Here is a 24031-nt window from a genome sequence, read left to right on the forward strand (position 1 = left end):
CCGGGTGGTCGGCTCACTCCAGGCCCCGGTGGGCCTCTCGCTCCGCGATCATCCGGGCATCCAGGATCCGGCGGAAGCTCTGCACCCGCGCCGGGGGCAGACGTCCGGCGGCCACCGCAGCGTCGAGCCCGCAGCCCGCCGCCGCGGAGTCGTGGTGGCACCCCCGCGGGCAGTCGACGGTGCTGGCGGCCAGGTCGGGGAAGGCGGCCACGACGCCGGCCGGGGTGACGTGGCTGAGCCCGAAGGAGCGCACGCCCGGGGTGTCGATCACCCAGCCGGCGTCGTCGGGCAGGGCCAGGGCGATGGCTGAGGTCGAGGTGTGCCGTCCCCGGCCGGTCGTCTCGTTCACCACGCCGACCGCGCGGTCCAGCCCCGGGATCAGCGCGTTCACCAGCGTCGACTTGCCCACCCCTGAGTGCCCGACGAAGACCGTGGTGCGTCCGTCCAGCCGCTCGCGCAGCTCGCCGAGCTCGGCCCCGGGCTGCGTCGTGAGCACCGGGACGTCGAGCGGCTCGTAGGCGGCCAGGATCTCGTCCGCCGGGGCCAGGTCGGCCTTGGTGAGCACCAGCAGCGGGTCCAGACCGGCGACCCACCCGGCCACCAGGATCCGGTCGATCATGCCCGCCCGTGGGGGCGGGTCGGCGAGGGCGGTGATGATGGCGAGCTGGTCGGCGTTGGCCACGATCGGACGCTCGAAGGGGTCGTCGTCGTCGGCCGTGCGGCGCAGCACGGTCTCGCGCTCCTCGACGCCCACGACGCGGGCGAGGGTGCCCTCCTCGCCGCTGGTGTCACCGACCACCCGCACCCGGTCACCGACGATGACCCCGGCGCGGCCCAGGGCCCGGGCCTTGGTGGCCGACACCATCCGGCCGTCGAGCTGGAGCCGGTAGCGCCCGCGATCAACCGTGATCACCCGGGCCACCGCCGCCTCGGAGTAGTCCGGACGGTCCTTGGTGCGAGGTCGGGTGTGACGGCGTGGACGGTCGAAGCCGGCGTGGTCGTCGGAGTACAGACCCCCGCGGCTCCTCACGAGCCGGGCTCGGGGTCGCTCTCGCCCAGCGGGGCTCCCTGGGCCGCGAGCCACTCGTCGCTCTGCCGGAGCATGTCCAGCCACAGCTCGGGGAACTGCGGCATGGTCTTGGCGGTGCAGCTGATGTCGTCCAGCGTGACGTCGTCGACGATCAGCCCGAGCAGCGCGCCGGCGTGGGCCATCCGGTGGTCGGCGTAGGTGTGGAAGAGGCTCCCGTGCAGCAGCCGCGGGTGGATGGTCAGCCCGTCGGCCGTCTGCTTCACCGACGACCCCATGTCGTTGAGCTCGCGCTCGAGGGCGGCGAGCCGGTCGGTCTCGTGGCCGCGGATGTGGCCGACGCCGCGCAGGTGGCTGGTCTGCGGAGCCAGCGCGCAGACCGCGGCGACCACCGGGGTCAGCTCGCTGGCGTCGGACAGGTCGACGTCGACGGCGTGCAGGTGGCCGGTGCCGCGCACGGTCAGCCCCCGCTCGTCGAGCTCGACCTCAGCACCGAGGTCGCGGAGCAGGCCGGGCAGCAGGCTGCCGGGCTGGTCCGTGCGGGCGGGCCAGCGCGGCACGGTGACCTGGCCGCCGGTGATCGCCGCCGCAGCCAGGAACGGGGCGGCGTTGGAGAGGTCGGGCTCGATCGTGACGTCGACCGCGGTCACCGGCCCGGGGGAGACCACCCAGCGGTTCGGCTCGGAGTCGTCCACCTCGACGCCGCGGGCCCGCAGCATGGCCACGGTCATGGCGATGTGGGGCAGGGACGGGAGGGTGGCCCCGACGTGGCGCACGTCGATCCCGCGACGCATCCGCGGACCGGCCAGCAGCAGGGCCGAGACGTACTGGCTCGAGCTCGAGGCGTCCACCCGCACCGGGCCGCCGGGGAGGTCGGGACGTCCCCGGAGCTCGAAGGGGAGCGAGGCGGCGTCCTCGTCGAGGTCGGCCCCGATGTCACGCAGGGCGTCCAGCAGCGGCAGCATCGGCCGGACGTAGGCCTGCTCGTCGCCGTCGACCCGGACGCGTCCGGCGGTGGCGGCGGCCAGCGGGGGCACGAAGCGCATCACCGTGCCGGCCAGGCCGCAGTCGATGGTCCCGCTCATCACGTGACCCTCCGGAGCCGGGGTGACGGTCCACACCGGCCCGGAGTCCTCGACCACGACGCCCAGGGTGCGCAGGGCGTCGCGCATCAGCCGGGTGTCGCGGGCGTCCAGCCCCCCGGTGATGGTGGAGGGGGCGTCCGCGATCGCGGCCAGGAGCAGCGCGCGGTTCGTCTCCGACTTCGAGCCCGGCACGTCCACCACCGCGTGGACCCTCTCCTCGGCCCGCGGTGCGAACCACTCACCGTCCGAGGCGGCCCTGCGGGGTCGCGGGACCAGGGGACGTCCGTCGTCGTCCAGTGCGTCTGCTGCTGCGTCGTCCACCATGCTCCGGTCGTGCTTCAGTCGAACTTCTTCTCGACCCTCTTGGCCGCCCGCTGGGCGTCCTTCTTGGCCCGGGCCGCCTGCTTGGCCAGCTTCCGTCCCGCCTTGCGGGTCCTCGCGGCGACGCGCTCGCTGCCCGCGCTGGCCCGCCAGGCCAGGCTGGGCTTGCCCTCGGTGTCCTGGGCGGCCAGCAGCACGCCACCGAGGAGGGCGATGTTGTTGGCGAAGTCGCGACGCTGGGCGCCGTCGTCGTCGGTCGCCTTGTTGCGGCCGAACGGGAAGGTGGCCAGCAGCTGCGGCAGCATCGACAGGCTCAGCAGCAGGGCGGCCGGACGGCGCAGGGCGCCCTTGGCCAGGGCCAGACCGCCGAGGATCTGACCGAGACCGCCCAGACGCACCAGCGTGGTGGTGTCGGTGGGGACGTAGGAGCTCACCGAGGTCGGTGCGTACTTCCTGACCAGGGGCACGAGCCGGTCGGTGACCGGCTGGGCGACGGGCACGAGCTCACCGGGGGAGCGCAGCGCCTTGGCGCCCTTGCCGACGAACAGGCTGGCGAGCATGGACCGGGCGACGAAGCGAGGCAGACTCATGACCCCTTTCTACCGGCTCGGCGCCACGGCAGCCACATCGGGGTGTCGGTGGCCGGGTCTAGCGTGGCCCCATGTGCGGACGGTATGCGGCCACAGCCAACCCCGACGAGCTCGTCGAGGAGTACGAGGTCGACGAGGTGACCGGCGAGTGGGCCGGCCCGAGCTGGAACGTGGCCCCCACGGTCGCGGTGCCCGCGGTGCTGGAGCGCGCCGACAAGCAGAGCGGGGACGTCCGACGCCGGCTGGCGCAGCTGCGCTGGGGTCTGGTGCCCAGCTGGTCCAAGGACCTGGCCTCAGGTGCGCGGATGATCAACGCCCGGGTGGAGACGGTGGCGGAGAAGCCCGCCTTCCGCAAGGCCTTCGCCGCCCGCCGCTGCCTGCTCCCGGCCGACGGCTACTACGAGTGGTACGCCTCGGAGGCCGCGAGCGGCGGCAAGCCCCGCAAGCAGCCCTTCTTCATCCACCGCGCGGACGGCCGCCGGCTCTCGATGGCCGGGATCTACGAGTTCTGGCGCAACCCCGCCGCCACCGGGGACGAGGACCCGTGGGTGGTCTCCTGCTCGGTGATCACCACCACCGCCACCGACGCGGTGGGCCACATCCACGACCGGATGCCGATGGTGGTGGCCGAGGCCGCGCGGCAGGCGTGGCTGGACCCGGCGCTGACCGACCCGCAGCAGGCGCTGGAGCTGCTCAGCGTGACCGAGCCCGAGCTGCTGGAGGCCTACGCGGTGCTGCCCCTGGTCAGCAACGTCCGCAACGACGGCCCCGAGCTGCTCACCGCGCTGGACGAGGCCCCCGCGCAGCAGGCGGCCGACCCCTCGGGCGGCGCGGCCGCCGGGCCGACCGGCGGGGCCGATGGGGACGGCGAGACGCAGGAGCCGCTGCTGTGAGCGAGGAGCTCGCGGTCACGACGGCGCAGGGCCCGGGACGGTGGGTGCTCGACCGCCCCGAGGGGGACGTCTCGGCGCTGCTGCTGCTGGGCCACGGCGCGGGCGGTGGCATCGAGGCGCGGGACCTGGCGGGGCTGGCCCGCTGGCTGCCCCCGCACGGGGTCGCCGTGGCGCGGTTCGAGCAGCCCTGGCGCACCGCAGGACGCAAGGTGGCGGTGGCCCCGCCGCGGCTGGACGAGGCGTGGCTGGAGTCGGTCGACGTCGTCCGGACGGTGGTCGCCGACGTCCCCCTGGTGGTCGGCGGGAGGAGCGCCGGCGCCCGGGTGGCGTGCCGGACGGCCGGCGCGCTCGGGGCCGCGGCGGTGCTGTGCCTGTCGTTCCCGCTGCACCCGCCCGGACGGACCACGTCCCGGTTGCCCGAGCTGCTCGCCCCCGACGTCCCCCGGGTGGTGCTGCAGGGCAGCCGGGACACCTTCGGCGGGGCCGACGAGCTCCGGGCGGCCCTGGGCGAGGTGGCGGCGTCCGGGCCGCCGTCCCTGTCCGGAGACGTGGTGGAGGTGCGTGAGGTGCCCGACGCCGGGCACGACCTGCGTCCCGCCGCCCGGGCGGGGATCGACGGCCCGACCTGGCGCGGGCTGGTCGAGGCGGCGGCGCTCAGCGCCGTGCTGGCGGCCGTCGGGGCCCGGTGAGGCCGGGCCCGGTGCCCAGCAGTCCGGATCGTGATCCTCGGGACGGGGGGACTCCGGACAGCGGCACGTCGTCCTGACGGGCCCGGTGCCCGGCGGTCCGGGTCGTGCTGCTCGGGACGGAGGCCCCCATACGGCGGCACGCCGTCCTCACGGGCCCCGGACGACGTGCTGATCGACGTCCTCACAACGGTCCCACCGCAGGGTGGGCCGGGCGGGCCCTCGTGGTGCCGGGTGCCGCGCGAGCCGCAGGACCGGCGTCGGCTCCGGGTCGGCTACGCCGAGCGGCTCGGCCGGGTCAGCTCGGCGATCCGCTCCAGGGCGAAGCGGTAGCCCTGGGCGCCGCACCCCACGATGACCCCCGACACCACGTCGGAGAGGAAGGAGTGGCGCCGGAACTCCTCCCGGGCGTGCACGTTGGACAGGTGCACCTCGATGGTCGGCAGCTCGCTGGCCACCACCGCGTCGCGCAGGGCGACCGAGGTGTGGGTGTAGCCGGCGGCGTTGATCACCAGCCCGGTCGAGCGGCCCCGGGCCCGCTGCACCAGCTCGACCAGCTCGCCCTCGCCGTTGGTCTGGGCGAAGTCGAGCACCAGGCCCAGCTCCTCGCAGGTCCGGGCGCAGAGGTCGCGCAGGTCCTCCAGGGTCGCGGTGCCGTAGACGGCGGGCTCGCGGGTGCCCAGCAGGTTGAGGTTCGGCCCGTTCAGCACGGTCACCGTGGGTGCGTCCATCGTCTCCTCGTCTCCGCCGGTCGCGGACATCCTCTCACCGGGGCGGGGAGCGCCCGGCGCGACGGGCCGGGGAATAGGCGCGAGCCGCGACGGCGTTCTGCCACCGTGATGGTGACAGCCCCTGAGCGGACGCAGCACCGGACGGGTCGGCCGCAGAGCACGGCTTCCCCGTCGCCGGTACTGTCGTACCTGATGACACTCCCTGAGACACCGAAGGACTCCGGCGAGGTCGACCTCGCCACCGAGACCGACGCGGAGCGACGCGCCCGGTTCGAGTCCGACGCGCTGCAGTACCTCGACCAGCTCTACGGCGCCGCGCTGCGGATGGCTCGCAACGCCGCGGACGCCGAGGACGTGGTGCAGGAGACCTACGCCAAGGCGTGGGCGTCCTTCCACCAGTACACGCCGGGCACGAACCTCAAGGCCTGGCTGTACCGGATCCTCACCAACACCTACATCAACAGCTACCGCAAGAAGCAGCGCCAGCCGCAGACGTCGGACTCCGGCGAGGTGCAGGACTGGCAGCTGGCCCGCGCGGCGGAGCACACCTCCGCGGGACTGCGGTCGGCCGAGGCCGAGGCGATCGACCGGCTGCCGGACTCCACGGTGAAGGGGGCCCTGCAGCAGCTGTCGCCGGACTTCCGGATGGCGGTCTACCTGGCCGACGTCGAGGGCTTCGCCTACAAGGAGATCGCCGAGATCATGGACACCCCGATCGGGACGGTGATGAGCCGTCTGAACCGCGCCCGCAAGCAGCTGCGCGGCCTGCTGGCCGACCACGCCCGCGAGCTGGGGATGGCCGACGCCGGGGGTGAGCGACGGTGAGCGGGCACGTGCACGAGGAGCACACGTTCAGCGCGCTGGTCGGTGCCGACGGCGAGGTCCACTGCGCCGAGGTGCTGCAGCGGGTGCACGTCTTCATCGACCACGAGATCGACGGGGCGTCGGCGGACACCATCCGTCGGCACCTGTCGGACTGCGAGCCCTGCCTGGACCAGTTCGACGTCGCCGAGGCGGTCAAGCAGCTGGTGCACCGTTGCTGCTCCGGGGAGCAGGCCCCGGACGCGCTGCGCCGCAAGGTGCTGCAGGTGCTGGGTGAGGAGACCGAGGGCCGCGGGGCCTGACCCCCGGTCGGGGGTCCTCCCGGCCCAGCAGTCCCAGGACGCCAGAAGGGCCCCTCCACGTCGGTGGAGGGGCCCTTCTGCTGTCTGCACGTCCTCAGGAGTTGGGGCGCTTGCCGTGGTTCGCGCCCTTCTTCCTGCGGGCGCGGCGCTTACGGCCGGTCTTGCCCATCTGGTGCCTCCTCGGTGCGGGACCGCCACCTGGGTGACGGTTCGTCGTGGGTGTGCCCCTGAGGGCACGAGGAGACATTCTGCCAGAGCCGCGCCCGCAGGAGAAACGGACCGGCCCGGACGCTGGTCGGGGACCGCTCGCGGAGTCACTAGGGTTCTCCCCATGGCCACGATGGGTGAGATCTTCGGTGAGCACACGGCCCTGCTGCCGGAGCAGACCGACTGGCTGCGCCGCCTCACCCAGGAGTGGCACCTGATCGCCGACCTCTCCTTCGCCGACCTGGTGCTCTGGGTGCCGGACCGGGACCCGAACATGATGTGGGCCGCCGCCCAGGTGCGTCCGGTGACCGGACCGACCTGCCTGCTGGACGACCTGGTGGGGGACCTGATCGCCTACACCCCGGAGAACCTGGTCAGCGAGGCCTACATGTCGGGGGTGATGACGCGGACCAGCGACAACAAGCTGCAGGCCGGCGTCCCGGTGGACGTGGTGGCCATCCCGGTGGTGCACGACGGCGAGACCATCGCGGTGCTGGAGCGCTCCACCAACCAGCTCGGGGTGCGGTCCACCAGCGCGCTGGAGGAGGCCTACCTCGAGATCGCCGACGTGCTCTGCGACATGGTCCAGCTCGGGACCTTCCCGATGGCCGGGGTGGCCAGCGACCCCACCGCCAGTCCCCGGGTGGGGGACGGGCTGATCCGGGTCAGCGCCGACGGGGACGTCACCTACGCCAGCCCCAACGCGGTCAGCATCTACCGGCGGATGGGGTTCAGCGGCGATCTGGTCGACGAGGACTTCTTCGCCTTCACCGACCAGCTGGTCACCCGGGAGGGTGGCTCCGGGACGTCGGTCAGCACCGCCCTCGACGGCATCGAGGCCGCCGAGTTCGACCTGCACGCCGGCGGCTCCGACCTGCGGGCCCGGATCCTGCCGCTGGTCTCCCACGGCGAGCCGGACGGACTGCTGGTGCTGTGCCGCGACGTCACCGAGCTCCGCGAGCGGGAGCGGCGGCTGGTCGGCAAGGACGCGACCATCCGCGAGATCCACCACCGGGTGAAGAACAACCTGCAGACCGTGGCGGCGCTGCTGCGGATGCAGGCCCGCCGGATCCCCTCGGTGGAGGCCAAGGAGGCCCTGGCCGAGGCGATGTCGCGGGTGGCGGCGATCGCCTCGGTGCACGAGACCCTCAGCCAGAGCTACGACGACGACGTGGACTTCGACGACGTGGCGGACCGGGTGCTGCGCATCGTCGGCGACGTGGCGGCCACGCACGGCCAGGTCCAGGCCAGCCGGGTCGGGAGCTTCGGCATGATCCCGGCCGCCGTCGCCACCAGCCTCTCGCTGGTGATGACCGAGCTCTGCCAGAACGCCGTGGAGCACGGTCTGGACAGCACCTCGGGTCAGGTGGTGGTCGAGCCCCGCCGGGTCGACCACAGCCTGGAGCTGCTGGTCAGCGACGCGGGCGTGGGTCTGCCGGAGGGCTTCGAGCTCGCCAGCAGCAAGAGCCTCGGGCTGAGCATCGTCTCGACCCTGGTCCGGGACCTGGGCGGGGAGTTCACCCTCGGCCCGAACCCCGCGGGGCGGGGCTCCACGGCCCGGGTGCTGCTGCCCCTGGACGACCCGCCGAGCAACAGCTCGCTCGGCTGAACCCCGGGTCGGGCCGGTGACCGGCGCGGGGTCCGACCGGCGGGTGCTGCCGGTTCGGGACCGCACGCGGGCACACAAAAAGCGCCGGGCTCGTGACCCGGCGCCGTCTGTGTCCCGAGACCGTGCTCAGGCGGTGCGCAGCCTGGAACGTGCGGCCCGACGCTTCAGCGCCCGACGCTCGTCCTCGCTCATCCCGCCCCACACGCCGTGGTCCTGACCGGCCTCGATCGCCCACTGGAGGCAGGCCTCGCGCACGTCACAACGACGGCAGACCTGCTTGGCCTCCTCGATCTGCAAGAGGGCGGGGCCGGTGTTCCCGATGGGGAAGAACAGCTCCGGATCCTCGTCCAGACAGGCGGCCTGGTGGCGCCAATCCATGCGAACTCCTTCATCTACTGTGTACGAACTGCTGCTTCCACGGTGCTCGGCACACCCTTGTGTCAGACGTGTTACTGGTTCGCGCGTCAACTGTGGCAACCAAGACGGCGACACACAAGGGTGTACCCACGTCGGGTGCATCACACTCGTCCGCTGCGAACTTCCTGCGGACGGACGGCGTAGCATGCCGTGGTGCCTTCGCCACGTGCAACCACGACACCTCCCATCCTGTTCCTGGTCGCCGTGGTGACGGCCCTGCTGGGTCTGGTGGCCCTCGGTCTGGGGGTGGTGGAGGCGTTCAGCACCCAGGCCAGCCGGTGGGTCGTCGGCGTCACCACCGCGGTGGTGTTCCTGGCCTACGGCGCCTTCCTGCTGCTCGTCGCCCAGGGGCTTCGTCGTGCGCGCCGCTGGAGCCGTGGCCCCGCGGTGGCGGTGCACCTGCTGCACCTGCCGATCGCCTACGGCTTCCTCGGCGGGTCGACCACCTGGGTGGCCCTGCTGGTCGGCGGGCTGTCCCTGCTCTCGCTGGTCTGCCTGCTGGTGCCCCGAGCCACCGCGGCCCTGACCGGGGGCGGCGGGCTGAACGGCCCGGAGGGCCAGCACTGACCCGGGCTCGCCGCCACACCGTCGCCCAGAGGGATCTGCTCTCACCGGCGACCACGCGCTCAGTCCTCGCCGGCCAGCCCCTCGAGGTCCTCGCTGATCCGCTCCTCGAGCGCCTGCTCCTCCCGGCGCACGCGGTCCAGGAAGGCGCGGGTCCGCTCGTGCCGGGGGTGGCGCAGCACCTGGTCCGGGGTGCCCTCCTCGACCACGACGCCGCCGTCCATGAACACCACCCGGTCCGCCACCTGGCGGGCGAAGCCGATCTCGTGGGTGACCACGATCATCGTCATCCCCTCCGCGGCCAGGGTGCGCATCACCTCGAGCACCTCACCGACCAGCTCGGGGTCGAGCGCGGACGTCGGCTCGTCGAAGAGCATCAGCTCGGGCTCCATCGCCAGGGCACGGGCGATGGCCACCCGCTGCTGCTGCCCACCGGAGAGCTGGCTGGGGTAGAAGTCGGCGCGCTCGGCCAGCCCGACCATGGCCAGCAGCTCCAGGGCGGACTCCCGGGCCCGGGCCCGGGGGATCCTCTTGACCTGCACCGGGGCCTCGGCGACGTTGTCCAGCGCGGTCATGTGCGGGAAGAGGTTGAACCGCTGGAACACCATCCCGATCCGGGCGCGCTGCCGGGCGATGTCGGCGTCGGTGCGCCGGTGCAGACGCCCCTTCCGCTCCACGATGCCGACCAGCTCGTCCCCCACCCAGATCCGTCCGCCGGTGAGCGTCTCCATCTGGTTGATCAGCCGGAGGAAGGTCGTCTTGCCCGAGCCCGAGGGGCCCAGCAGGCACACCACCTCGCCGGGGTGCACCTCCAGGTCGATGCCGTCCAGCACCCGCGTGTCCCCGAAGGACTTGATCGCGTTCACCGACCGGACCAGGGGTGTCCTCTTCTCTGCGGCCCCGGCGCTCATCCCTGACCTCCCGTGCCCGCGGTCGGCGCGGCGATGGTGCGCAGCCGTCCCGACCCGGGCTGCACGCCCCGGCCGAAGCGCCGCTCCAGCCAGGCCTGGCCGACCATCAGCACGCTGGTGATGATCAGGTAGTACAGGGTGGCGGCGACCAGCACCGGGAAGGTCTGGTAGGTCCGCGAGCCGATCGCCTGCAGCTGGAAGAACATCTCGATGGTCAGCGGGATGCCGGTCAGCAGCGAGGTGTCCTTGAGCATGGCCACCGTCTCGTTGCCGGTGGGCGGCAGGATCACCCGCATCGCCTGGGGCAGCACGATGCGGCGCATGCTGAGCCTGGACGACATGCCGAGGGCCTGCGCCGCCTCGTGCTGGCCGCGGTCGACGCTGAGGATGCCCGAGCGGGCGATCTCGGCCATGTAGGCGGCCTCCGATGCCGCCAGACCGAGCACGGCGCCGAACAGACCGGTGAAGAGCTGGTTGGCGTCGAGGGTGAGGAAGCGCCAGTCACCCTGCAGCCCCAGGACGTCGATGATCACCCAGTCGAAGGGGACGCCGAGGGCGATGCCGGTCGGGAAGAGGACCCCGATCGCACCCAGGCTGACCAGCAGCACGTAGCGCGGGATGGCCCGGAAGAACCAGATGTAGACCCAGGCCACGCCCCGCAGCACGGGGTTGTCCGAGAGCCGCATGATGGCCAGCAGCACGCCGCCGGCCACCCCGAAGGTCATGCCCAGCACGGTGCAGAGGATGGTGCCGAGGAAGAGCCCGCGCAGCACCGGCGTCTGGTTCATGGCCTGCAGCACGAAGGGCCAGTTCCAGGCGGGGTTGCGGACCAGCAGGTTGACCAGCATGGCCGCCAGCACCGCGATCACCGCGATGGCCACCCAGCGCCACGGGTGGCGCACCGGCACCGCGTCGATCAGCCCGGGACGCTCCTCACCGGCCCCGGGGCCGTCGCTCCTGGACGCGGCCACGCTCAGGGCTGGACGGTGAAGTCGTCGATGGCGCCGTCCTCGACGTTCCACTTCTCCAGCGCGGCGGTGTAGGCGCCCTCCTCCTCGACCGCAGTCAGCGCCTCGGCCAGCACCTCGGCGAGCTCGCGCTGCTCGGTGGGCACCACGTAGCCGTAGGGAGCCGCGTCGTAGATCTCACCGACGGTCTCCAGCTGGCCCCCGGTCTGCTGGACGGCGTAGGCGACCACGGGGGAGTCGGCCAGCATGGCGTCGGCCCGGCCGCTCACCAGCGCGTTGGTGGCCTGGTCCTGGCCGTCGAAGGGCAGGATCTCCATCGGCTCGTCGCCGCACTCCTCCTGGCGGACGGGGAGGTCCTCCTCCTGCTGCACGGTGCCGGTCTGCACGGCGATCACCAGCCCGCAGGGGTCCTCCGGGTCGACGCCCTCGGGGTTGCCGGCGGCCGCGGCCCACTGGGTGCCGGCCTCGAAGTAGCTCACCATGTTGACCTGCTGGGTCCGCTCCTCGTTGATGGTGAAGGAGGACACGCCCACGTCGTACTTGCCGCCCTGGACCCCGGTGATGATGGTGTCGAAGCTGGAGGGCTGGTACTCCGCGGTCACGCCGAGCTTGGCGGTCACCGCGTCGAAGAGGTCGACGTCCATCCCGATCACGGTCTCGCCGTCGGCGTCGAGGAACTCGTTGGGGGCGTAGCTGGCGTCGGTGCCGACGCGGATCACGCCGGAGTCCTGGATGCTCTGCGGCAGCCGGGCCTTGAGCGCCTCGTCCACGGTCACCTCGGGGGCCGGCTCGCCGCCGCCACCGGGGGCGGGTTCGGTGGTCAGCGACTCCGAGCCGCACGCCCCCAGACCGAGCACGAGGGCGCTCAGGGCGGCGACGGCGATGGTGTGGCGTGACTTCACGGGAGGTCTCCTGGTTCGCTCTGCGGTGGGGCTTCGCCATCCTGACACCTCCGCGTCACCGGCGCGCCCCGGGGCGCGGGATCGCGACCAGATCGATACCCGGTCGTCACCTGCGCCCCGACGTGCCAGCCGACCCCGCGACCCTCAGGCGATGCGCCGGGCCCCGGCCGAGGGAGAGGCGGTGAACCAGCGGGGCTCGTGGTGCCCAGCCCCGGTCAGGGCCGTGGACACCGCGGCGCCCACCTCGTCCGCGCTCCCGGCGGGGACGAGGGCGATGATGCACCCGCCGAACCCGCCACCGGTCATCCGGGCGCCCAGCGCCCCGGCGGCCCGTGCGGTCTCCACCGCGAGGTCGACCGCGGGCACGGTGATCTCGTAGTCGTCGCGCATGGAGGTGTGGGAGTCGTCCAGCAGCGGTGCCAGGTCGCGGATCCGGCCGGCGCGCAGCACCTCGACGGCCTGCAGGACCCGGGCGTTCTCGGTCACCACGTGCCGGACCCGGCGGCGGAGCCGGTCCTCGGGGAGCCGGCCGAGGGCGTCCTCCAGGTCGGTGACGTCCCGTAGCGCGGGGACGCCGATCAGCCGGGCCGCCTCCTCGCAGCTCGCGCGGCGCTCGCCGTACTCGCCGTCGACGTGGGAGTGCGGCACCTTGGTGTCGAGCACCAGCACCTCCAGCCCCTCCTCGCCGGGGGCGAAGGGGACCTGCTCCACCTCCCCGCTGCGGCAGTCCATGAACAGCGCCTCGCCCTCGCGGCAGAGGGTGGAGGCGGCCTGGTCGAGCAGCCCGGTCGGGGCGCCGACGTAGGCGTTCTCGGCCCGGCGGGCCAGCTTGGCCCGCTCCAGCGGGGCGATGTCGAGGTCGAACAGGTCGACCAGCGCCGCCACCGTCACGCACTCCAGGGCCGCCGAGGAGGACAGCCCCGCACCGAGGGGGACGTCGGAGTGCAGCACCAGGTCCGCCCCGCCCACCGCGTGGCCGGCCTCGCGCAGCGCCCAGACCACCCCGGCCAGGTAGGACACCCAGCCCGGGCTGCCCGGGACCAGGTCCTCCACGCCGAGGAGGCTGGACTCGTCCAGGTCCAGGGAGGCGATCAACCACTGCTCGTCGTCACGCCGTCGCGCCCCCAGCAGGGCCCGCTGGGGGAGCGCGAACGGCATCACGAAGCCGTCGTTGTAGTCGGTGTGCTCACCGATCAGGTTGACCCGCCCCGGTGCCGCCCACACCCCGTCGGGGGCGTGGCCGGTCAGCTCGGTGTGCTGGCGGGTCACCTCCTCCACCGTCAGCGCGGTGGTGGACGTCGTCGTCACGGGCGCCGCCCTCAGTCCTGGGCGAGGGCGGCGGCGATCAGCGAACGCTGCTCGGACTCGTGCACCTTGGCCAGACCCACCGACGGGGCCGCGGAGGCCTTCCGGGTGAAGGGCCGCAGGGTGATCCGGCGCCCGTCGAGGTGCTCGGCCACCGCGTCGACCAGGTGGTAGGAGATGAAGCTCCAGGCGCCCTGGTTCTCCGGCTCCTCCTGCACCCAGCGGATGTCCTCGACGTGGCTGTAGCGGGCCAGCTCCTCGGCGATGGCCTCGGCCGGCAGCGGGTAGAGCTGCTCGACCGCGATGATGGCCACCGAGCCCTCGGTGCCGTTCTTGGCCCGCTGGTTGATCAGGTCCCAGCGCACCTTGCCCGAGCACAGCACCACCTGGGTGACCGCGGACGGGTCGGTGACCGTGGGGTCGCCGAGCACCGGGCGCCAGGAGCCCTCGGTGAAGTCGGAGGGGTCGGAGGTGGCGAACTTGTTGCGCAGCATCGACTTCGGCGTCATCACCACCAGCGGGCGGTGCTTCTTGCTCAGCGCCTGGGTCCGCAGCAGGTGGAAGTAGCTCGCCGGGGTCGACGGGGCCGCCACCGTGATGTTGTCCTCCGCCCCCAGCTGCAGCCAGCGCTCCAGCCGCGCCGAGGAGTGGTCGGGCCCCTGACCCTCGTAGCCGTGCGGGAGCAGCAGCACCACGCCGGACTTCTGGGTCCACTTGGCCTCGCCGGCGGCGATGAACTCGTCGGTGATGGTCTGGGCGCCGTTGACGAAGTCGCCGAACTGGGCCTCCCACAGCACCAGCGCCTCGGGGCGGGCCACCGAGTAGCCGTACTCGAAGCCGAGGGCGGCGTACTCGCTGAGCAGGGAGTCGAAGATGAAGAAGCGGCCCTGCTCGTCCTCCATGTTGCGCAGCGGCACCCAGGACTCACCGGTGCCGCGGTCCACCACCGCGGCGAAGCGCTGGCTGAACGTGCCGCGGCGGCTGTCCTGACCGCTGAGGCGGACGTCGCGCCCCTCCAGCAGCAGGGACCCGAAGGCGATGATCTCCGCCGTCGCCCAGTCCACCGGGCCGGAGGTGATCGCCCCGGCGCGGCGCTGCAGCTGGGGCAGCACCTTGGGGTGCACGGTGAACCCGTCGGGGACGTTGGTGTAGGCGTCGGCCACCTGCTTGAGCGTCTCCGGCGTGATCGCGGTGGTCCCGGGACCCTCGGCCTTGCGCGGGTACTGCGGCACCCGGCGGTAGGAGGGGTCCTCGGCGCCGGCGTCCTCGCGGACCTCGGTGAAGACGCTCTCCAGCCGCTGCTGGAAGCGCTTGAAGACCTCCTCGCCGTCCTCCACCGAGATGGTGCCCCGTCCGATCAGGGCCTCGGTGTAGAGCTTGCGCACCGACCGCTTCTGCTCGATCAGCTGGTACATCAGCGGCTGGGTGAAGCTCGGGTCGTCGCCCTCGTTGTGCCCGCGGCGGCGGTAGCAGATGACGTCGATGACGACGTCCTTGTTGAACTCGGTGCGGAACTCGAAGGCCAGCCGGGCCACCCGGACGCAGGCCTCCGGGTCGTCGCCGTTGACGTGGAAGATCGGCGCGCCGACCGTCTTGGCCACGTCGGTGGCGTACACCGAGGAGCGGGACTCGGTCGGGGAGGTGGTGAACCCGACCTGGTTGTTCACGATGACGTGGATGGTGCCGCCGGTGCGGTAGCCCCGGAGCTGGCTCATCTGCAGCGTCTCCAGCACCACGCCCTGGCCGGCGAAGGCGGCGTCGCCGTGCATCAGCACCGGCAGCACCGGGAACTCCGCGCCGCGGTCCAGGACGTCCTGCTTGGCTCGGGCGATCCCCTCCAGCACGGGGTTGACGGCCTCGAGGTGCGACGGGTTGGCCGCCACCGAGGTCTTGATGGTGCCGCCGTTCATGGCCGAGAACTGGCCCTCGGCCCCGAGGTGGTACTTGACGTCACCGGAGCCCTGGACCGTGCGCGGGTCGATGTTGCCGTCGAACTCGCGGAAGATCTGGGCGTAGGACTTGCCGACGATGTTGGCCAGCAGGTTGAGCCGGCCGCGGTGCGGCATGCCGATGCAGACCTCGTCCAGCCCGGCGCTGGCCGCCTGCTCGCAGAGCTCGTCCAGCACCACGATGGTGGACTCGCCGCCCTCGAGGCTGAAGCGCTTCTGGCCGACGAACTTCGTCTGCAGGAAGGTCTCGAAGATCTCGGCCTCGTTGAGCTTGTCCAGGATCCGCAGGTGCTCCTCGCGGGGGAGGTCGACGTGCGGGCGCTCGACGCGCTTCTGGATCCAGTCCCGCTGGCGCGGGTCGTAGATGTGCATGTACTCGATGCCGGTGGTGCGGCAGTAGGAGTCGCGCAGCACCCCGAGGATCTCGCGCATCTTCATCATCGGCTTGGCCCCGCCGAAGGAGCCGGTGGCGAACTCCCGGTCCAGGTCCCACAGCGTCAGGTCGTGGGTCTGCACATCCAGGTCGGTGTGGTGGCGCTGGCGGTACTCCAACGGGTCGGTGTCGGCCATCAGGTGACCCGAGGACCGGTAGGCCTGGATCATCTCGAAGATCTTGGCCTGCTTGGAGACCTGGTCCTCGTGGTGGCTGGACATGTCGGTCGCCCAGCGGATCGGGGCGTAGGGGATGCGCAGCGAGGCGAAGATGTCGTCGTAGAAGTCGTCGGCACCCAGCAGCAGCTGGTGCATCCGGGCCAGGAACTCACCGCTCTGGGCGCCCTGGATGATGCGGTGGTCGTAGGTGGAGGTGAGGGTCAGCACCTTGGAGACACCGAGGTCGTTGAGCCGCTCGGGGTCCGCACCCTCGAACTCCGGGGGGTAGGCGATGGAGCCGACGCCGATGATGGCGCCCTGGTTCTGCATCAGCCGTGGCACCGAGTGGTTGGTGCCGATGGTGCCCGGGTTGGTCAGGGTGATGGTGGTCCCGGCGAAGTCCGAGACCTCCAGCTTGCCGGCCCGTGCCTTCTGCACCAGGGACTCGTAGGCGGCCCAGAACTGGGCGAAGTTGAGGTCCTCGCAGCCCTTGATGCTCGGCACCAGCAGCTGGCGGGTGCCGTTCTTGCCGGGCAGGTCGATGGCCAGGCCGAGGTTGATCTGCTCCGGCTCCACCAGGGTCGGCTTGCCGTCGACCACGTCGTAGGAGCTGTTCATCGCCGGCACGCCGCGCAGCGCCTTGACCAGGGCGTAGCCGAGCACGTGGGTGAAGGAGACCTTGCCACCGCGGGCCCGGCGCAGGTGGTTGTTGATGACGACGCGCTGGTCGATCACCAGCTTCATCGGCACCGACCGCACGCTGGTGGCGGTGGGGACCGTGAGCGAGGCCTCCATGTTCTTGGCGGTGCGCATCGGGGCGCCCCGGAGCTGGGTGCGCCGCGGCTCGCGCTGCGTGGCGTCCGGGCGGACCATCGGGTTCGGCGGGTCGGCGGGGACGCCGCCGTGGCTGCCGGCCCGGGCCGGTCGGGTGTCCTTGACCTGGTTGGGCTTCTCGACGGTCGCCTTGCGGGCCTGGGTGGCGCCGGCGGGCTGGGCGTCGGCGGCGGGCTTCGCGGCGGCGGACCTGGCTCCGGCGGCGGGCTCGGCGTCGGAGGCGGGCCTGCCGTTGGACGCGGGGGCCTGGGACCCGCGGGCCGGCTCGGCGGCGGGCGCTCGCTCCGGGGCGGGGGCCTGCGCGGGCTCGGTCGCGGGGCGCGACGCGGCGGGCGCGGGGGCCGAGGCGGCCCGGGTCGGGGCGGGTGCCCCGCCGTTGCCGGACGGGTCGCCGTGCTCGGCGAAGTACGCCTGCCAGCTCGCGTCGACGGAGCTGGGGTCCTCGCTCCACTGCTCGTACATCATCTCCAGCAGCCAGTCGTTGGCGCCGAAGTCGTCTGCGGTGTCGGTGGAGGTTGAGTCAGTGGGTCCGGGCGCGGTGGCCACGATCGCCTTCTTCCGGTCTGAGCGGTTGCGGTGCGGTGCCTGTCAGGGCACCCGTCGATGCTACCCAACCTGTACCCCGTCCGCGGAGTCATACCAGTGCCCGAGTGGTCCGTGTCGCGACGAGGCCGGGAACCGGGCCGGGCGCGGCCCTCAGGCGGTCGCGTCGACCGTCGGCCGGACCGCCGGCTGCACGCGCCCGGTGAGCCGCCAGGCCAGCGCCACGGCGCCGGCGGTGAGGGCCAGCACCAGCAGGTTGCGCACCGCCAGCAGCGCCACCGCCCAGGGGTGCAGCGGGCTGGAGGGGTCGTAGACCAGCGGGCCGTAGGCCACCGGGTAGATCAGGTGGGTCAGCGCGGCCAGCACCAGCGTGGCCAGCGCGAGGACGCCCACGGCGCGCCGCACCGGAGCCGGCACGGTCGAGGCGCCGAGCCGGAGCACCAGCACCGCCACCGGCCCGCCGAGCCACAGCACGTACTGGGGGCTGAGGGTCTTGTTGGTGAGGATGGTGACCGCGACGACGGCCGCCATCACCGCGGCGGCCTGCAGCGGCTCGGTGCCCCCGCTGCGCCAGGCGCGGACCGCCAGCACGGCGACCACCACCAGCCCGAGCACGGTGGAGACGCTGGCCACCGTGGTCCACAGGCCCACGCCGGGGCCGAAGACCTCGAAGGCCTGGTAGCGCGACATGCCCACCGAGTGCAGCTCCGGTGCCAGGGCGTGCCAGACCATCACCGGCGTGGCCCAGACGGACTCGATCTGCAGGCCCCGGCCGGACTGCCAGGTGAGCGGGGAGAGCAGCCGGGTCCAGCCGCCGGCCAGCAGGCTGACCAGGGCCAGCCCGACCCCGACCACCAGGAACCCCACCGTCGTCCGCCCACGGCGCGTGCGGTCTCCCAGCAGCGCCGGGAGCAGCAGGGCCGGCCACAGCTTGATCGCCGCACCCAGGGCCACCAACCCGCCGGCCACCGCGGGACGCCGGGCGGCCCACAGCAGCGCCACCCCGGCCAGCACGGCCGGGACCATGTCGAAGCGCAGCACGGTCAGCGGGCCCAGCACCGGCACGAAGGCCACCCAGAAGAGCACGGCCGCGGGGGAGGTGCCGGAGCGGTGCAGCAGCACGGTGAGCCACGCGTCCAGGGCGAGCATCATCGCGACGAAGACCGCGAGGTAGCCCGCCTGGGTGCCGGCGCCGAGGCCCCAGGGGAGCGAGAGGACCCACACCACCGGGGTCGGGTACTCGATCAGGGTGCCGGCCAGGCCGGCCTCGGCCAGCCCGCCGATGCGGCGGTGGTAGTACAGGACGTCCCCGGTGGCCTCGCCCTCGAACAGCGCCCAGGCCAGCAGCATCAGCGCACGGGTGGCCACCCAGGCGCTCAGCACGCCCCAACCGGGCAGCGGAACGGTGGACCGGGTGAGCGTCATCACGTCCTCAGGGTCGGGGCGGTGGCGCACCCGGTGCGCCGGTCCCGCGGGCCCCAGGGGGCCGGCGGGACGGTGGAGATGCGCCCCCGGAAGGATTCGAACCTTCGCTCCCGCCTCCGGAGGGCGGTGCTCTATCCCCTGAGCTACGGGGGCTGGCGCATGACCGGGGAAGAGACTAGCAGGCTCCGTGCCCGGCCTCGACCCGCGCGGCGGCCGGGACGTCCAGGGAGCGGTCGGGCCGGTGGTGCTTGGCCCGGTGCGTCACAGTTGTCGACCATGACGCACATGCACGTGGCCGGGTCGATCCACGCCGACGCCGCCGCCGGGGCGCCGCACTGGCTGCGGCTGCCCGCCGACGTCAACGCCCTGGTGCCGCGGCTGTGGAGCAGCACCGCCTCCCGCGGCGCGGACGGGGTCCTCCAGGTCGGGGGGATGTCGGTCACCGAGGCCGTCGCCCGGGTGGGGACGCCGGTCTACCTGGTCGACGAGGTCGACCTGCGCGAGCGGGCCCGCGCCTTCGCCGAGGCCTTCGACGGGTGGCGCATCTACTACGCCGGCAAGTCGTTCCTCTGCACCGCGGTGGCCCGCTGGGTGGCCGAGGAGGGGCTCGGGGTGGACGTCTGCACCGGTGGTGAGCTGGCGGTCGCGCTGCGGGCCGGGGTCGAGCCGCGGCTGATCGGGCTGCACGGCAACAACAAGTCCCTGGCCGAGCTGGAGGCCGCGCTGGACGCCGGGGTCGGGCGGATCATCGTGGACTCCACCGACGAGATCGCCCGGCTGGAGGAGCTGACCCGCGAGCGCGGCGTCGTGGCCCGGGTGATGGTGCGGGTGACCACCGGCATCGAGGCCCACACCCACGAGTACATCGCCACCGCGCACGAGGACCAGAAGTTCGGCTTCTCCATCGCCAGCGGCCAGGCGCTGGAGGCGCTGCTGCGCTGCCACCGCGCCGAGGGGCTGCACCTGCTGGGCATCCACTCCCACATCGGCTCCCAGATCTTCGACACGCAGGGCTTCGAGATGGCCGCGCGGCGGATCCTCACCCTGCACGCCGCCGTCCGCGACGCCACCGGGGTGGAGCTGCCGGAGATGGACCTCGGCGGCGGCTTCGGCATCGCCTACACCACGGTGGACTCCCCCTCGACGCCGGCGGAGCTGGCCGGCTCGCTGCGCTCCATCGTCGAGCACGAGTGCCGGGCGCTCGGCCTCACCGTCCCGGACCTCTCGATCGAGCCGGGCCGGGCCATCTCCGGGCCGTCCACGATGGCGGTCTACGAGGTGGGGACGGTCAAGGGGGTCCGGCTGGACGGTGGCGCGGAGCGTCTCTACGTCGCCGTGGACGGCGGCATGAGCGACAACATCCGCCCGGCGCTCTACGCCGCGGAGTACTCCGCCACCGTGGCCAACCGCGCCTCGGCGGCCGAGCCCCGGCTGTCCCGGGTGGTCGGCAAGCACTGCGAGGGCGGGGACATCCTGGTCCGCGACGAGTTCCTCCCCGGTGACGTCGCCCCCGGCGACCTGGTCGCGGTGCCGGCCTCGGGGGCCTACAGCCGCTCCATGGCCAGCAACTACAACCACGTCCCGCGGCCGCCCGTGGTGGGCGTCCGCGACGGCCGGCTGCAGACCCTGGTCCGCCGGGAGACCCTGGACGACCTGCTGGCCCTCGACGTCGGCTGAGCCGTCCCCGGTCGTCGCCGGAGCGGGGCGGCGCACGGGCCGCCAGCCGCGCCGGCGTGCCCACATGGTGAAGATCTTCCGAGCAGGACCGCCCCAGGCGACATGATCTGCCGTGTCGAGCACGACCACCCACCGACCCGGCCTCCGGCCGGACCAGCCCGCAGCAGAACGAGGAACGCCGATGACCGACCGCCCCGACTCCCCGGCACCGCTGCGGGTGGCGCTGCTCGGCTGCGGCACCGTCGGCAGCGAGGTGGCCCGGCTGCTGACGACCTCGGCCTCCGACCTCGAGGCCCGCATCGGCCGCCCGGTGGAGCTGGCCGGGATCGCCGTGCGCCGGCTCAACCGCGAGCGTCCCGGCATCGACCCCGCCCTGCTGACCACCGACGCGATGGGGCTGGTGCTGCGCCCCGACGTCGACCTGGTGGTCGAGGTGATCGGCGGGCTGGAGCCGGCGCGCGCGCTGATCCTGGCCGCGCTCGGCCGCGGGGCCGCGGTGGTGACGGCCAACAAGGCGCTGCTGGCCGAGGACGGCGCGACGCTCTTCGCCGCCGCCGAGGAGGCCGGCACCGACCTCTACTTCGAGGCCTCGGTGGCCGGGGCCATCCCGATCATCCGACCGCTGCGGGAGTCCCTGGTCGGTGACGAGATCACCACCGTGATGGGCATCGTCAACGGCACCACCAACTTCATCCTGGACCGGATGCACAACGAGGGCGCCGGGTTCTCCGAGGCGCTGGCCATGGCCCAGGAGCTGGGCTACGCCGAGGCCGACCCGACCGCCGACGTGGAGGGCTTCGACGCCGCCGCCAAGGCGGCGATCCTGGCCAGCCTGGCCTTCCACACCCGGGTCCGGGCCGAGGACGTCCACCGCGAGGGCATCACCGACGTCACCCGCGCCGACGTGGCGACCGCGACCGCGATGGGCTCGGTGATCAAGCTGGTGGCCATCTGCACCCTGACCGACGACCCCGAGCCGCGGGTCTCGGTCCGCGTGCACCCGGCGATGATCCCGGGCACGCACCCGCTGGCCGCGGTCGGCGGGGCCTATAACGCCGTCTTCGTGGAGTCCCGCTCGGCCGGACGGCTGATGTTCTACGGCCCCGGCGCCGGTGGCGGCCCGACCGCCTCGGCGGTGATGGGCGACCTGGTCACGGTGGCCCGCAACCGGGTCCGCGGCGCCTCCGGGCCCGGCGAGTCCAGCTACGCCGCGCGCCAGGTGGCCCCGATCGGTGACGTGGTGACCAGCTACCACGTCAGCCTGTCCGTGGCCGACGTGACCGGCGTGCTCGCCTCGGTGGCGCACTGCTTCGCCGAGCACGGGGTGTCGCTGCAGACGGTCCGCCAGGAGGGCACCGGCGCCGGCGCCGCGGTCACCACCGCGGAGGCCGAGGAGCCCACCGGCGGCAGCGCGCGGCTGGTGATCGTCACCCACGCCGCCCGCGACGCCGCCCTCTCCGCCACCGTGGAGCAGCTGCGGTCGCTGCCGGAGGTGCACGAGGTCATCAGCGTGATGCGCGTGGAAGGAGCCTGACGTGGTCCAGCCCACCAGCCAGCCCGGTGAGGTGCGCCGACCGGTGGCCACCGCCGGCCTGATCGAGCGCTACCGCGAGTGGCTGCCCGTCGCCGAGGGCGACCCGGTGGTCAGCCTGGGGGAGGGGTCGACGCCGCTGGTGCACGCCCCGGTGCTCTCGGAGCTGATCGACGGCGAGGTGTGGATCAAGGTCGAGGGCGCCAACCCGACCGGGTCCTTCAAGGACCGTGGCATGACGGTGGCGGTGAGCCGGGCCGCTGCGGAGGGCGCCAAGGCGGTGGTCTGCGCGTCCACCGGCAACACCTCGGCCTCGGCCGCCGCCTACGCCTGCCGGGCCGGGATGCGTCCGGTGGTGCTGCTGCCGGCCGGTCGGATCGCCCGGGGCAAGCTGGCCCAGGCCATCGTGCACGGGGCCGAGATCGTCCAGGTGGACGGCAACTTCGACGACTGCCTGACCGTGGCCCGCAAGCTGGCCGAGGCCTACCCGGTGGCGCTGGTGAACTCGGTGAACCCGGACCGCATCGAGGGCCAGAAGACCGCCGCCTTCGAGGTGGTGGACGTCCTGGGCGACGCCCCGGACCTGCACCTGCTCCCGGTCGGGAACGCCGGGAACGTGACCGCCTACTGGCGCGGCTACCGGCAGTACGCCGAGCAGGGGATCAGCACCCGGAGCCCGCGGATGTGGGGCTTCCAGGCCGCCGGCGCGGCCCCGCTGGTCCTCGGCCACCCGGTGCTGGACCCCGAGACGGTGGCCACCGCGATCCGGATCGGCAACCCGGCCTCCGCCGAGCAGGCCCTGGCGGCCCGGGAGGAGTCCGGTGGCCGGTTCGAGTCCGTCACCGACGACCAGATCCTCGACGCCCAGGCCTTCCTCGCCTCCCGCGAGGGCATCTTCGTCGAGCCCGCCTCGGCCTCGGGGGTGGCCGGGCTGATGGCCCTGCACGCCGCCGGTGAGGTCGACCGCGGGCTGCAGGTGGTGATCACGGTCACCGGCAACGGGCTCAAGGACATCGACACCGCGCTGAGCCGGCACACCGTCGGGGCCACCACGGTCGAGGCCGACGTGCACCAGGTGGCCGAGGTCTGCGGGCTGACCCGGTGACTCCCGCCGTCCCCGTCGGCCGCTCGGTCACGGTGGCGGTGCCGGCGAGCAGCGCCAACCTCGGCCCGGGCTTCGACAGCCTCGGCCTCGCCCTGGACTGGGTGGACGAGGTGGAGGTCACCGTGCTGGAGGCCGGGTGCGAGGTGCTGGTCACCGGGGAGGGCGCTGGCACCGTGCCCCGTGACCGCAGCCACCTGGTGCTGGCGACCCTGGAGGGGGCGCTGACCGAGCTCGGTCTCTCGCTGCCGGGGGTGCGGCTGCGGTCGCACAACACCATCCCGCACGGGCGTGGGCTGGGTTCCTCCTCGGCGGCGCTGGTGGCCGGGCTGCTGGCCGGCTGGACGCTGGCCCACCCGCGGGAGCCGGTGGACCGGCAGTGGCTGCTGCAGCGGGCCCACGCGCTGGAGGGCCACGCCGACAACGTCGCCGCGGCCATCTTCGGCGGGCTGGTGCTGACCTGGTCCGACGGCGACGGTGCGGGCGCCTCGGTCCGTCCCGGGCGGTTGCACCCGGCGCTGCGGGCGGTGGCGCTGGTGCCGGAGGTGTCGGTGCTGACCGAGCACGCCCGCGGGGTGCTCCCGGCCCAGGTGCCGCACCGCGACGCCGCCGCCGGCGCCGGCCGCGCCGCGCTGCTGGTGCACGCGCTGGCCGGCGACCTCGACGTGCTGGTCCCGGCCACCCGGGACTGGCTGCACCAGGACCAGCGCGCCCCGCTGATGCCGGCGGCGGACGGGCTGCGCCGGGCGCTGCGCGCCGCCGGGTTCGCCGCCCTGGTCTCCGGTGCCGGCCCGACGGTGCTGGTGCTGGTGGCCGAGGACCGGGTCGAGGACGTCCGCGCCTGGCTGGCCGGGTCGGGCGCCGGTGCGGCGGCGGGCTGCGGGGTGCACGTGCTGCGTCCCGGGGTCGGGGCGCGCGTGCTGTCGGTCTCGGGCTGACGTAGCCCGCCCCGCGCGCCACGCCCCGGTGGCCACGACGTCGGCGGCCGGGACGGGGGCGGGGCCTCGGCGGTCCGCGGCAGCGGCAGTCGTGCAGCCGC

22 protein-coding genes and 1 tRNA gene are annotated in these 24031 nt (G+C 73.3%); 10 read left to right on the forward strand and 13 right to left on the reverse strand.

Going from position 1 to position 24031, the window contains the following annotated elements:
- Window positions 1-13: 13 nt before the first annotated feature.
- Genes rsgA through BLT52_RS13565 form a run of 3 tightly spaced genes read right to left on the reverse strand, consistent with a single transcriptional unit; the run spans window position 14 to window position 3023 of the window.
- Entirely contained in the window at window positions 14-1030 is a 1017-nt protein-coding gene (gene rsgA / locus BLT52_RS13555; RefSeq protein WP_090594311.1) for a ribosome small subunit-dependent GTPase A, read from the reverse strand.
- On the reverse strand, window positions 1027-2436 hold the full coding sequence (gene aroA, locus BLT52_RS13560; protein ID WP_090594313.1) for a 3-phosphoshikimate 1-carboxyvinyltransferase: 1410 nt from the start codon (window positions 2434-2436) through the stop codon (window positions 1027-1029). The genes rsgA and aroA overlap by 4 nt, the downstream gene beginning before the upstream one ends.
- 14 nt (window positions 2437-2450) lie before the next feature.
- Window positions 2451-3023 (reverse strand): DoxX family membrane protein, encoded by a 573-nt coding sequence (locus BLT52_RS13565; protein ID WP_090594315.1) that lies wholly within the window; start codon window positions 3021-3023, stop codon window positions 2451-2453.
- Between the two features lie 71 nt (window positions 3024-3094).
- Here BLT52_RS13565 and BLT52_RS13570 point away from each other — a divergent pair, with 71 nt between their 5' ends.
- Window positions 3095-3916: an SOS response-associated peptidase gene (locus BLT52_RS13570; protein WP_090594317.1), complete on the forward strand. Its 822-nt coding sequence runs from the start codon at window positions 3095-3097 to the stop codon at window positions 3914-3916.
- Window positions 3913-4605, forward strand: a complete 693-nt coding sequence (locus BLT52_RS13575; protein ID WP_197679044.1) for an alpha/beta hydrolase family protein — start codon at window positions 3913-3915, stop codon at window positions 4603-4605. The genes BLT52_RS13570 and BLT52_RS13575 overlap by 4 nt, the downstream gene beginning before the upstream one ends.
- 272 nt (window positions 4606-4877) lie before the next feature.
- Here the strand turns inward: BLT52_RS13575 and aroQ are convergent, their stop codons facing one another.
- Entirely contained in the window at window positions 4878-5333 is a 456-nt protein-coding gene (gene aroQ, locus BLT52_RS13580) for a type II 3-dehydroquinate dehydratase (RefSeq protein WP_090594318.1), read from the reverse strand.
- 192 nt (window positions 5334-5525) lie between these two features.
- Here aroQ and BLT52_RS13585 point away from each other — a divergent pair, with 192 nt between their 5' ends.
- Window positions 5526-6158, forward strand: coding sequence for a sigma-70 family RNA polymerase sigma factor (locus BLT52_RS13585; protein WP_090594320.1), 633 nt, complete (start codon window positions 5526-5528; stop codon window positions 6156-6158).
- Window positions 6155-6457, forward strand: a complete 303-nt coding sequence (gene rsrA, locus BLT52_RS13590; protein WP_231946317.1) for a mycothiol system anti-sigma-R factor — start codon at window positions 6155-6157, stop codon at window positions 6455-6457. The genes BLT52_RS13585 and rsrA overlap by 4 nt, the downstream gene beginning before the upstream one ends.
- Before the next feature lie 94 nt (window positions 6458-6551).
- On the opposite strand, the gene BLT52_RS21835 is transcribed toward rsrA, so the two are convergent.
- Window positions 6552-6626 (reverse strand): 50S ribosomal protein bL37, encoded by a 75-nt coding sequence (locus BLT52_RS21835; RefSeq protein WP_370249596.1) that lies wholly within the window; start codon window positions 6624-6626, stop codon window positions 6552-6554.
- 162 nt (window positions 6627-6788) lie between these two features.
- Here BLT52_RS21835 and BLT52_RS13595 point away from each other — a divergent pair, with 162 nt between their 5' ends.
- The gene (locus BLT52_RS13595; RefSeq protein ID WP_090594321.1) at window positions 6789-8273 is read left to right on the forward strand and encodes a sensor histidine kinase; all 1485 of its coding nucleotides are present in this window, start codon (window positions 6789-6791) and stop codon (window positions 8271-8273) included.
- A gap of 126 nt (window positions 8274-8399) precedes the next feature.
- Here the strand turns inward: BLT52_RS13595 and BLT52_RS13600 are convergent, their stop codons facing one another.
- Window positions 8400-8651 carry a WhiB family transcriptional regulator gene (locus BLT52_RS13600; protein WP_090594322.1) on the reverse strand — a complete coding sequence of 84 codons (252 nt, stop codon included), beginning with the start codon at window positions 8649-8651 and terminating at the stop codon, window positions 8400-8402.
- Window positions 8652-8843: 192 nt separating this feature from the next.
- On the opposite strand from BLT52_RS13600, the gene BLT52_RS13605 reads away from it, so the two are divergent.
- Window positions 8844-9257: a hypothetical protein gene (locus BLT52_RS13605; RefSeq protein WP_157677134.1), complete on the forward strand. Its 414-nt coding sequence runs from the start codon at window positions 8844-8846 to the stop codon at window positions 9255-9257.
- A 59-nt stretch (window positions 9258-9316) separates the two neighbouring features.
- On the opposite strand, the gene BLT52_RS13610 is transcribed toward BLT52_RS13605, so the two are convergent.
- The 7 genes from BLT52_RS13610 to BLT52_RS13640 form a co-directional block, all read right to left on the reverse strand.
- Entirely contained in the window at window positions 9317-10165 is an 849-nt protein-coding gene (locus BLT52_RS13610) for an amino acid ABC transporter ATP-binding protein (RefSeq protein WP_090594325.1), read from the reverse strand.
- Window positions 10162-11136, reverse strand: coding sequence for an amino acid ABC transporter permease (locus tag BLT52_RS13615; protein ID WP_197679045.1), 975 nt, complete (start codon window positions 11134-11136; stop codon window positions 10162-10164). The genes BLT52_RS13610 and BLT52_RS13615 overlap by 4 nt, the downstream gene beginning before the upstream one ends.
- A gap of 2 nt (window positions 11137-11138) precedes the next feature.
- Window positions 11139-12035, reverse strand: a complete 897-nt coding sequence (locus tag BLT52_RS13620; protein ID WP_090594327.1) for an ABC transporter substrate-binding protein — start codon at window positions 12033-12035, stop codon at window positions 11139-11141.
- A 144-nt stretch (window positions 12036-12179) separates the two neighbouring features.
- Window positions 12180-13343 (reverse strand): galactokinase, encoded by a 1164-nt coding sequence (gene galK / locus BLT52_RS13625; RefSeq protein ID WP_231946318.1) that lies wholly within the window; start codon window positions 13341-13343, stop codon window positions 12180-12182.
- Between the two features lie 11 nt (window positions 13344-13354).
- Window positions 13355-17260 carry a multifunctional oxoglutarate decarboxylase/oxoglutarate dehydrogenase thiamine pyrophosphate-binding subunit/dihydrolipoyllysine-residue succinyltransferase subunit gene (locus BLT52_RS13630; protein WP_172804043.1) on the reverse strand — a complete coding sequence of 1302 codons (3906 nt, stop codon included), beginning with the start codon at window positions 17258-17260 and terminating at the stop codon, window positions 13355-13357.
- A 150-nt stretch (window positions 17261-17410) separates the two neighbouring features.
- Window positions 17411-18682 (reverse strand): glycosyltransferase 87 family protein, encoded by a 1272-nt coding sequence (locus BLT52_RS13635; RefSeq protein ID WP_090594330.1) that lies wholly within the window; start codon window positions 18680-18682, stop codon window positions 17411-17413.
- Between the two features lie 81 nt (window positions 18683-18763).
- A tRNA-Arg gene (locus BLT52_RS13640) sits at window positions 18764-18835 on the reverse strand.
- Window positions 18836-18958: 123 nt separating this feature from the next.
- Here BLT52_RS13640 and lysA point away from each other — a divergent pair.
- From lysA to thrB, 4 genes are all read left to right on the forward strand, one after another.
- A complete protein-coding gene (lysA, locus tag BLT52_RS13645) occupies window positions 18959-20359 on the forward strand; it encodes a diaminopimelate decarboxylase (protein WP_090594332.1) in 1401 nt (466 codons plus the stop codon).
- 181 nt (window positions 20360-20540) lie between these two features.
- Complete coding sequence (locus tag BLT52_RS13650; protein WP_090594334.1) at window positions 20541-21893, forward strand: homoserine dehydrogenase; 1353 nt, start codon at window positions 20541-20543, stop codon at window positions 21891-21893.
- Window positions 21894-21924: 31 nt separating this feature from the next.
- On the forward strand, window positions 21925-22995 hold the full coding sequence (gene thrC, locus BLT52_RS13655; protein WP_090596768.1) for a threonine synthase: 1071 nt from the start codon (window positions 21925-21927) through the stop codon (window positions 22993-22995).
- On the forward strand, window positions 22992-23930 hold the full coding sequence (gene thrB, locus BLT52_RS13660) for a homoserine kinase (protein WP_090594336.1): 939 nt from the start codon (window positions 22992-22994) through the stop codon (window positions 23928-23930). Before thrC ends, thrB begins: the two co-directional genes overlap by 4 nt.
- The last annotated feature ends 101 nt before the right edge of the window (window positions 23931-24031 follow it).

This window comes from Auraticoccus monumenti, assembly GCF_900101785.1.
Taxonomy (GTDB): domain Bacteria; phylum Actinomycetota; class Actinomycetes; order Propionibacteriales; family Propionibacteriaceae; genus Auraticoccus; species Auraticoccus monumenti.

Bases quoted from the DNA above. Each gene is read 5' to 3' on its own strand.
- aroA (WP_090594313.1), bottom strand. From the start codon at position 2,436: ATGGTGGACGACGCAGCAGCAGACGCACTGGACGACGACGGACGTCCC.
- BLT52_RS13565 (WP_090594315.1), bottom strand. From the start codon at position 3,023: ATGAGTCTGCCTCGCTTCGTCGCCCGGTCCATGCTCGCCAGCCTGTTC.
- BLT52_RS13570 (WP_090594317.1), top strand. From the start codon at position 3,095: ATGTGCGGACGGTATGCGGCCACAGCCAACCCCGACGAGCTCGTCGAG.
- aroQ (WP_090594318.1), bottom strand. From the start codon at position 5,333: ATGGACGCACCCACGGTGACCGTGCTGAACGGGCCGAACCTCAACCTG.
- BLT52_RS13585 (WP_090594320.1), top strand. From the start codon at position 5,526: ATGACACTCCCTGAGACACCGAAGGACTCCGGCGAGGTCGACCTCGCC.
- BLT52_RS13595 (WP_090594321.1), top strand. From the start codon at position 6,789: ATGGCCACGATGGGTGAGATCTTCGGTGAGCACACGGCCCTGCTGCCG.
- BLT52_RS13600 (WP_090594322.1), bottom strand. From the start codon at position 8,651: ATGGATTGGCGCCACCAGGCCGCCTGTCTGGACGAGGATCCGGAGCTG.
- BLT52_RS13610 (WP_090594325.1), bottom strand. From the start codon at position 10,165: ATGAGCGCCGGGGCCGCAGAGAAGAGGACACCCCTGGTCCGGTCGGTG.
- BLT52_RS13635 (WP_090594330.1), bottom strand. From the start codon at position 18,682: ATGACGCTCACCCGGTCCACCGTTCCGCTGCCCGGTTGGGGCGTGCTG.
- lysA (WP_090594332.1), top strand. From the start codon at position 18,959: ATGACGCACATGCACGTGGCCGGGTCGATCCACGCCGACGCCGCCGCC.
- BLT52_RS13650 (WP_090594334.1), top strand. From the start codon at position 20,541: ATGACCGACCGCCCCGACTCCCCGGCACCGCTGCGGGTGGCGCTGCTC.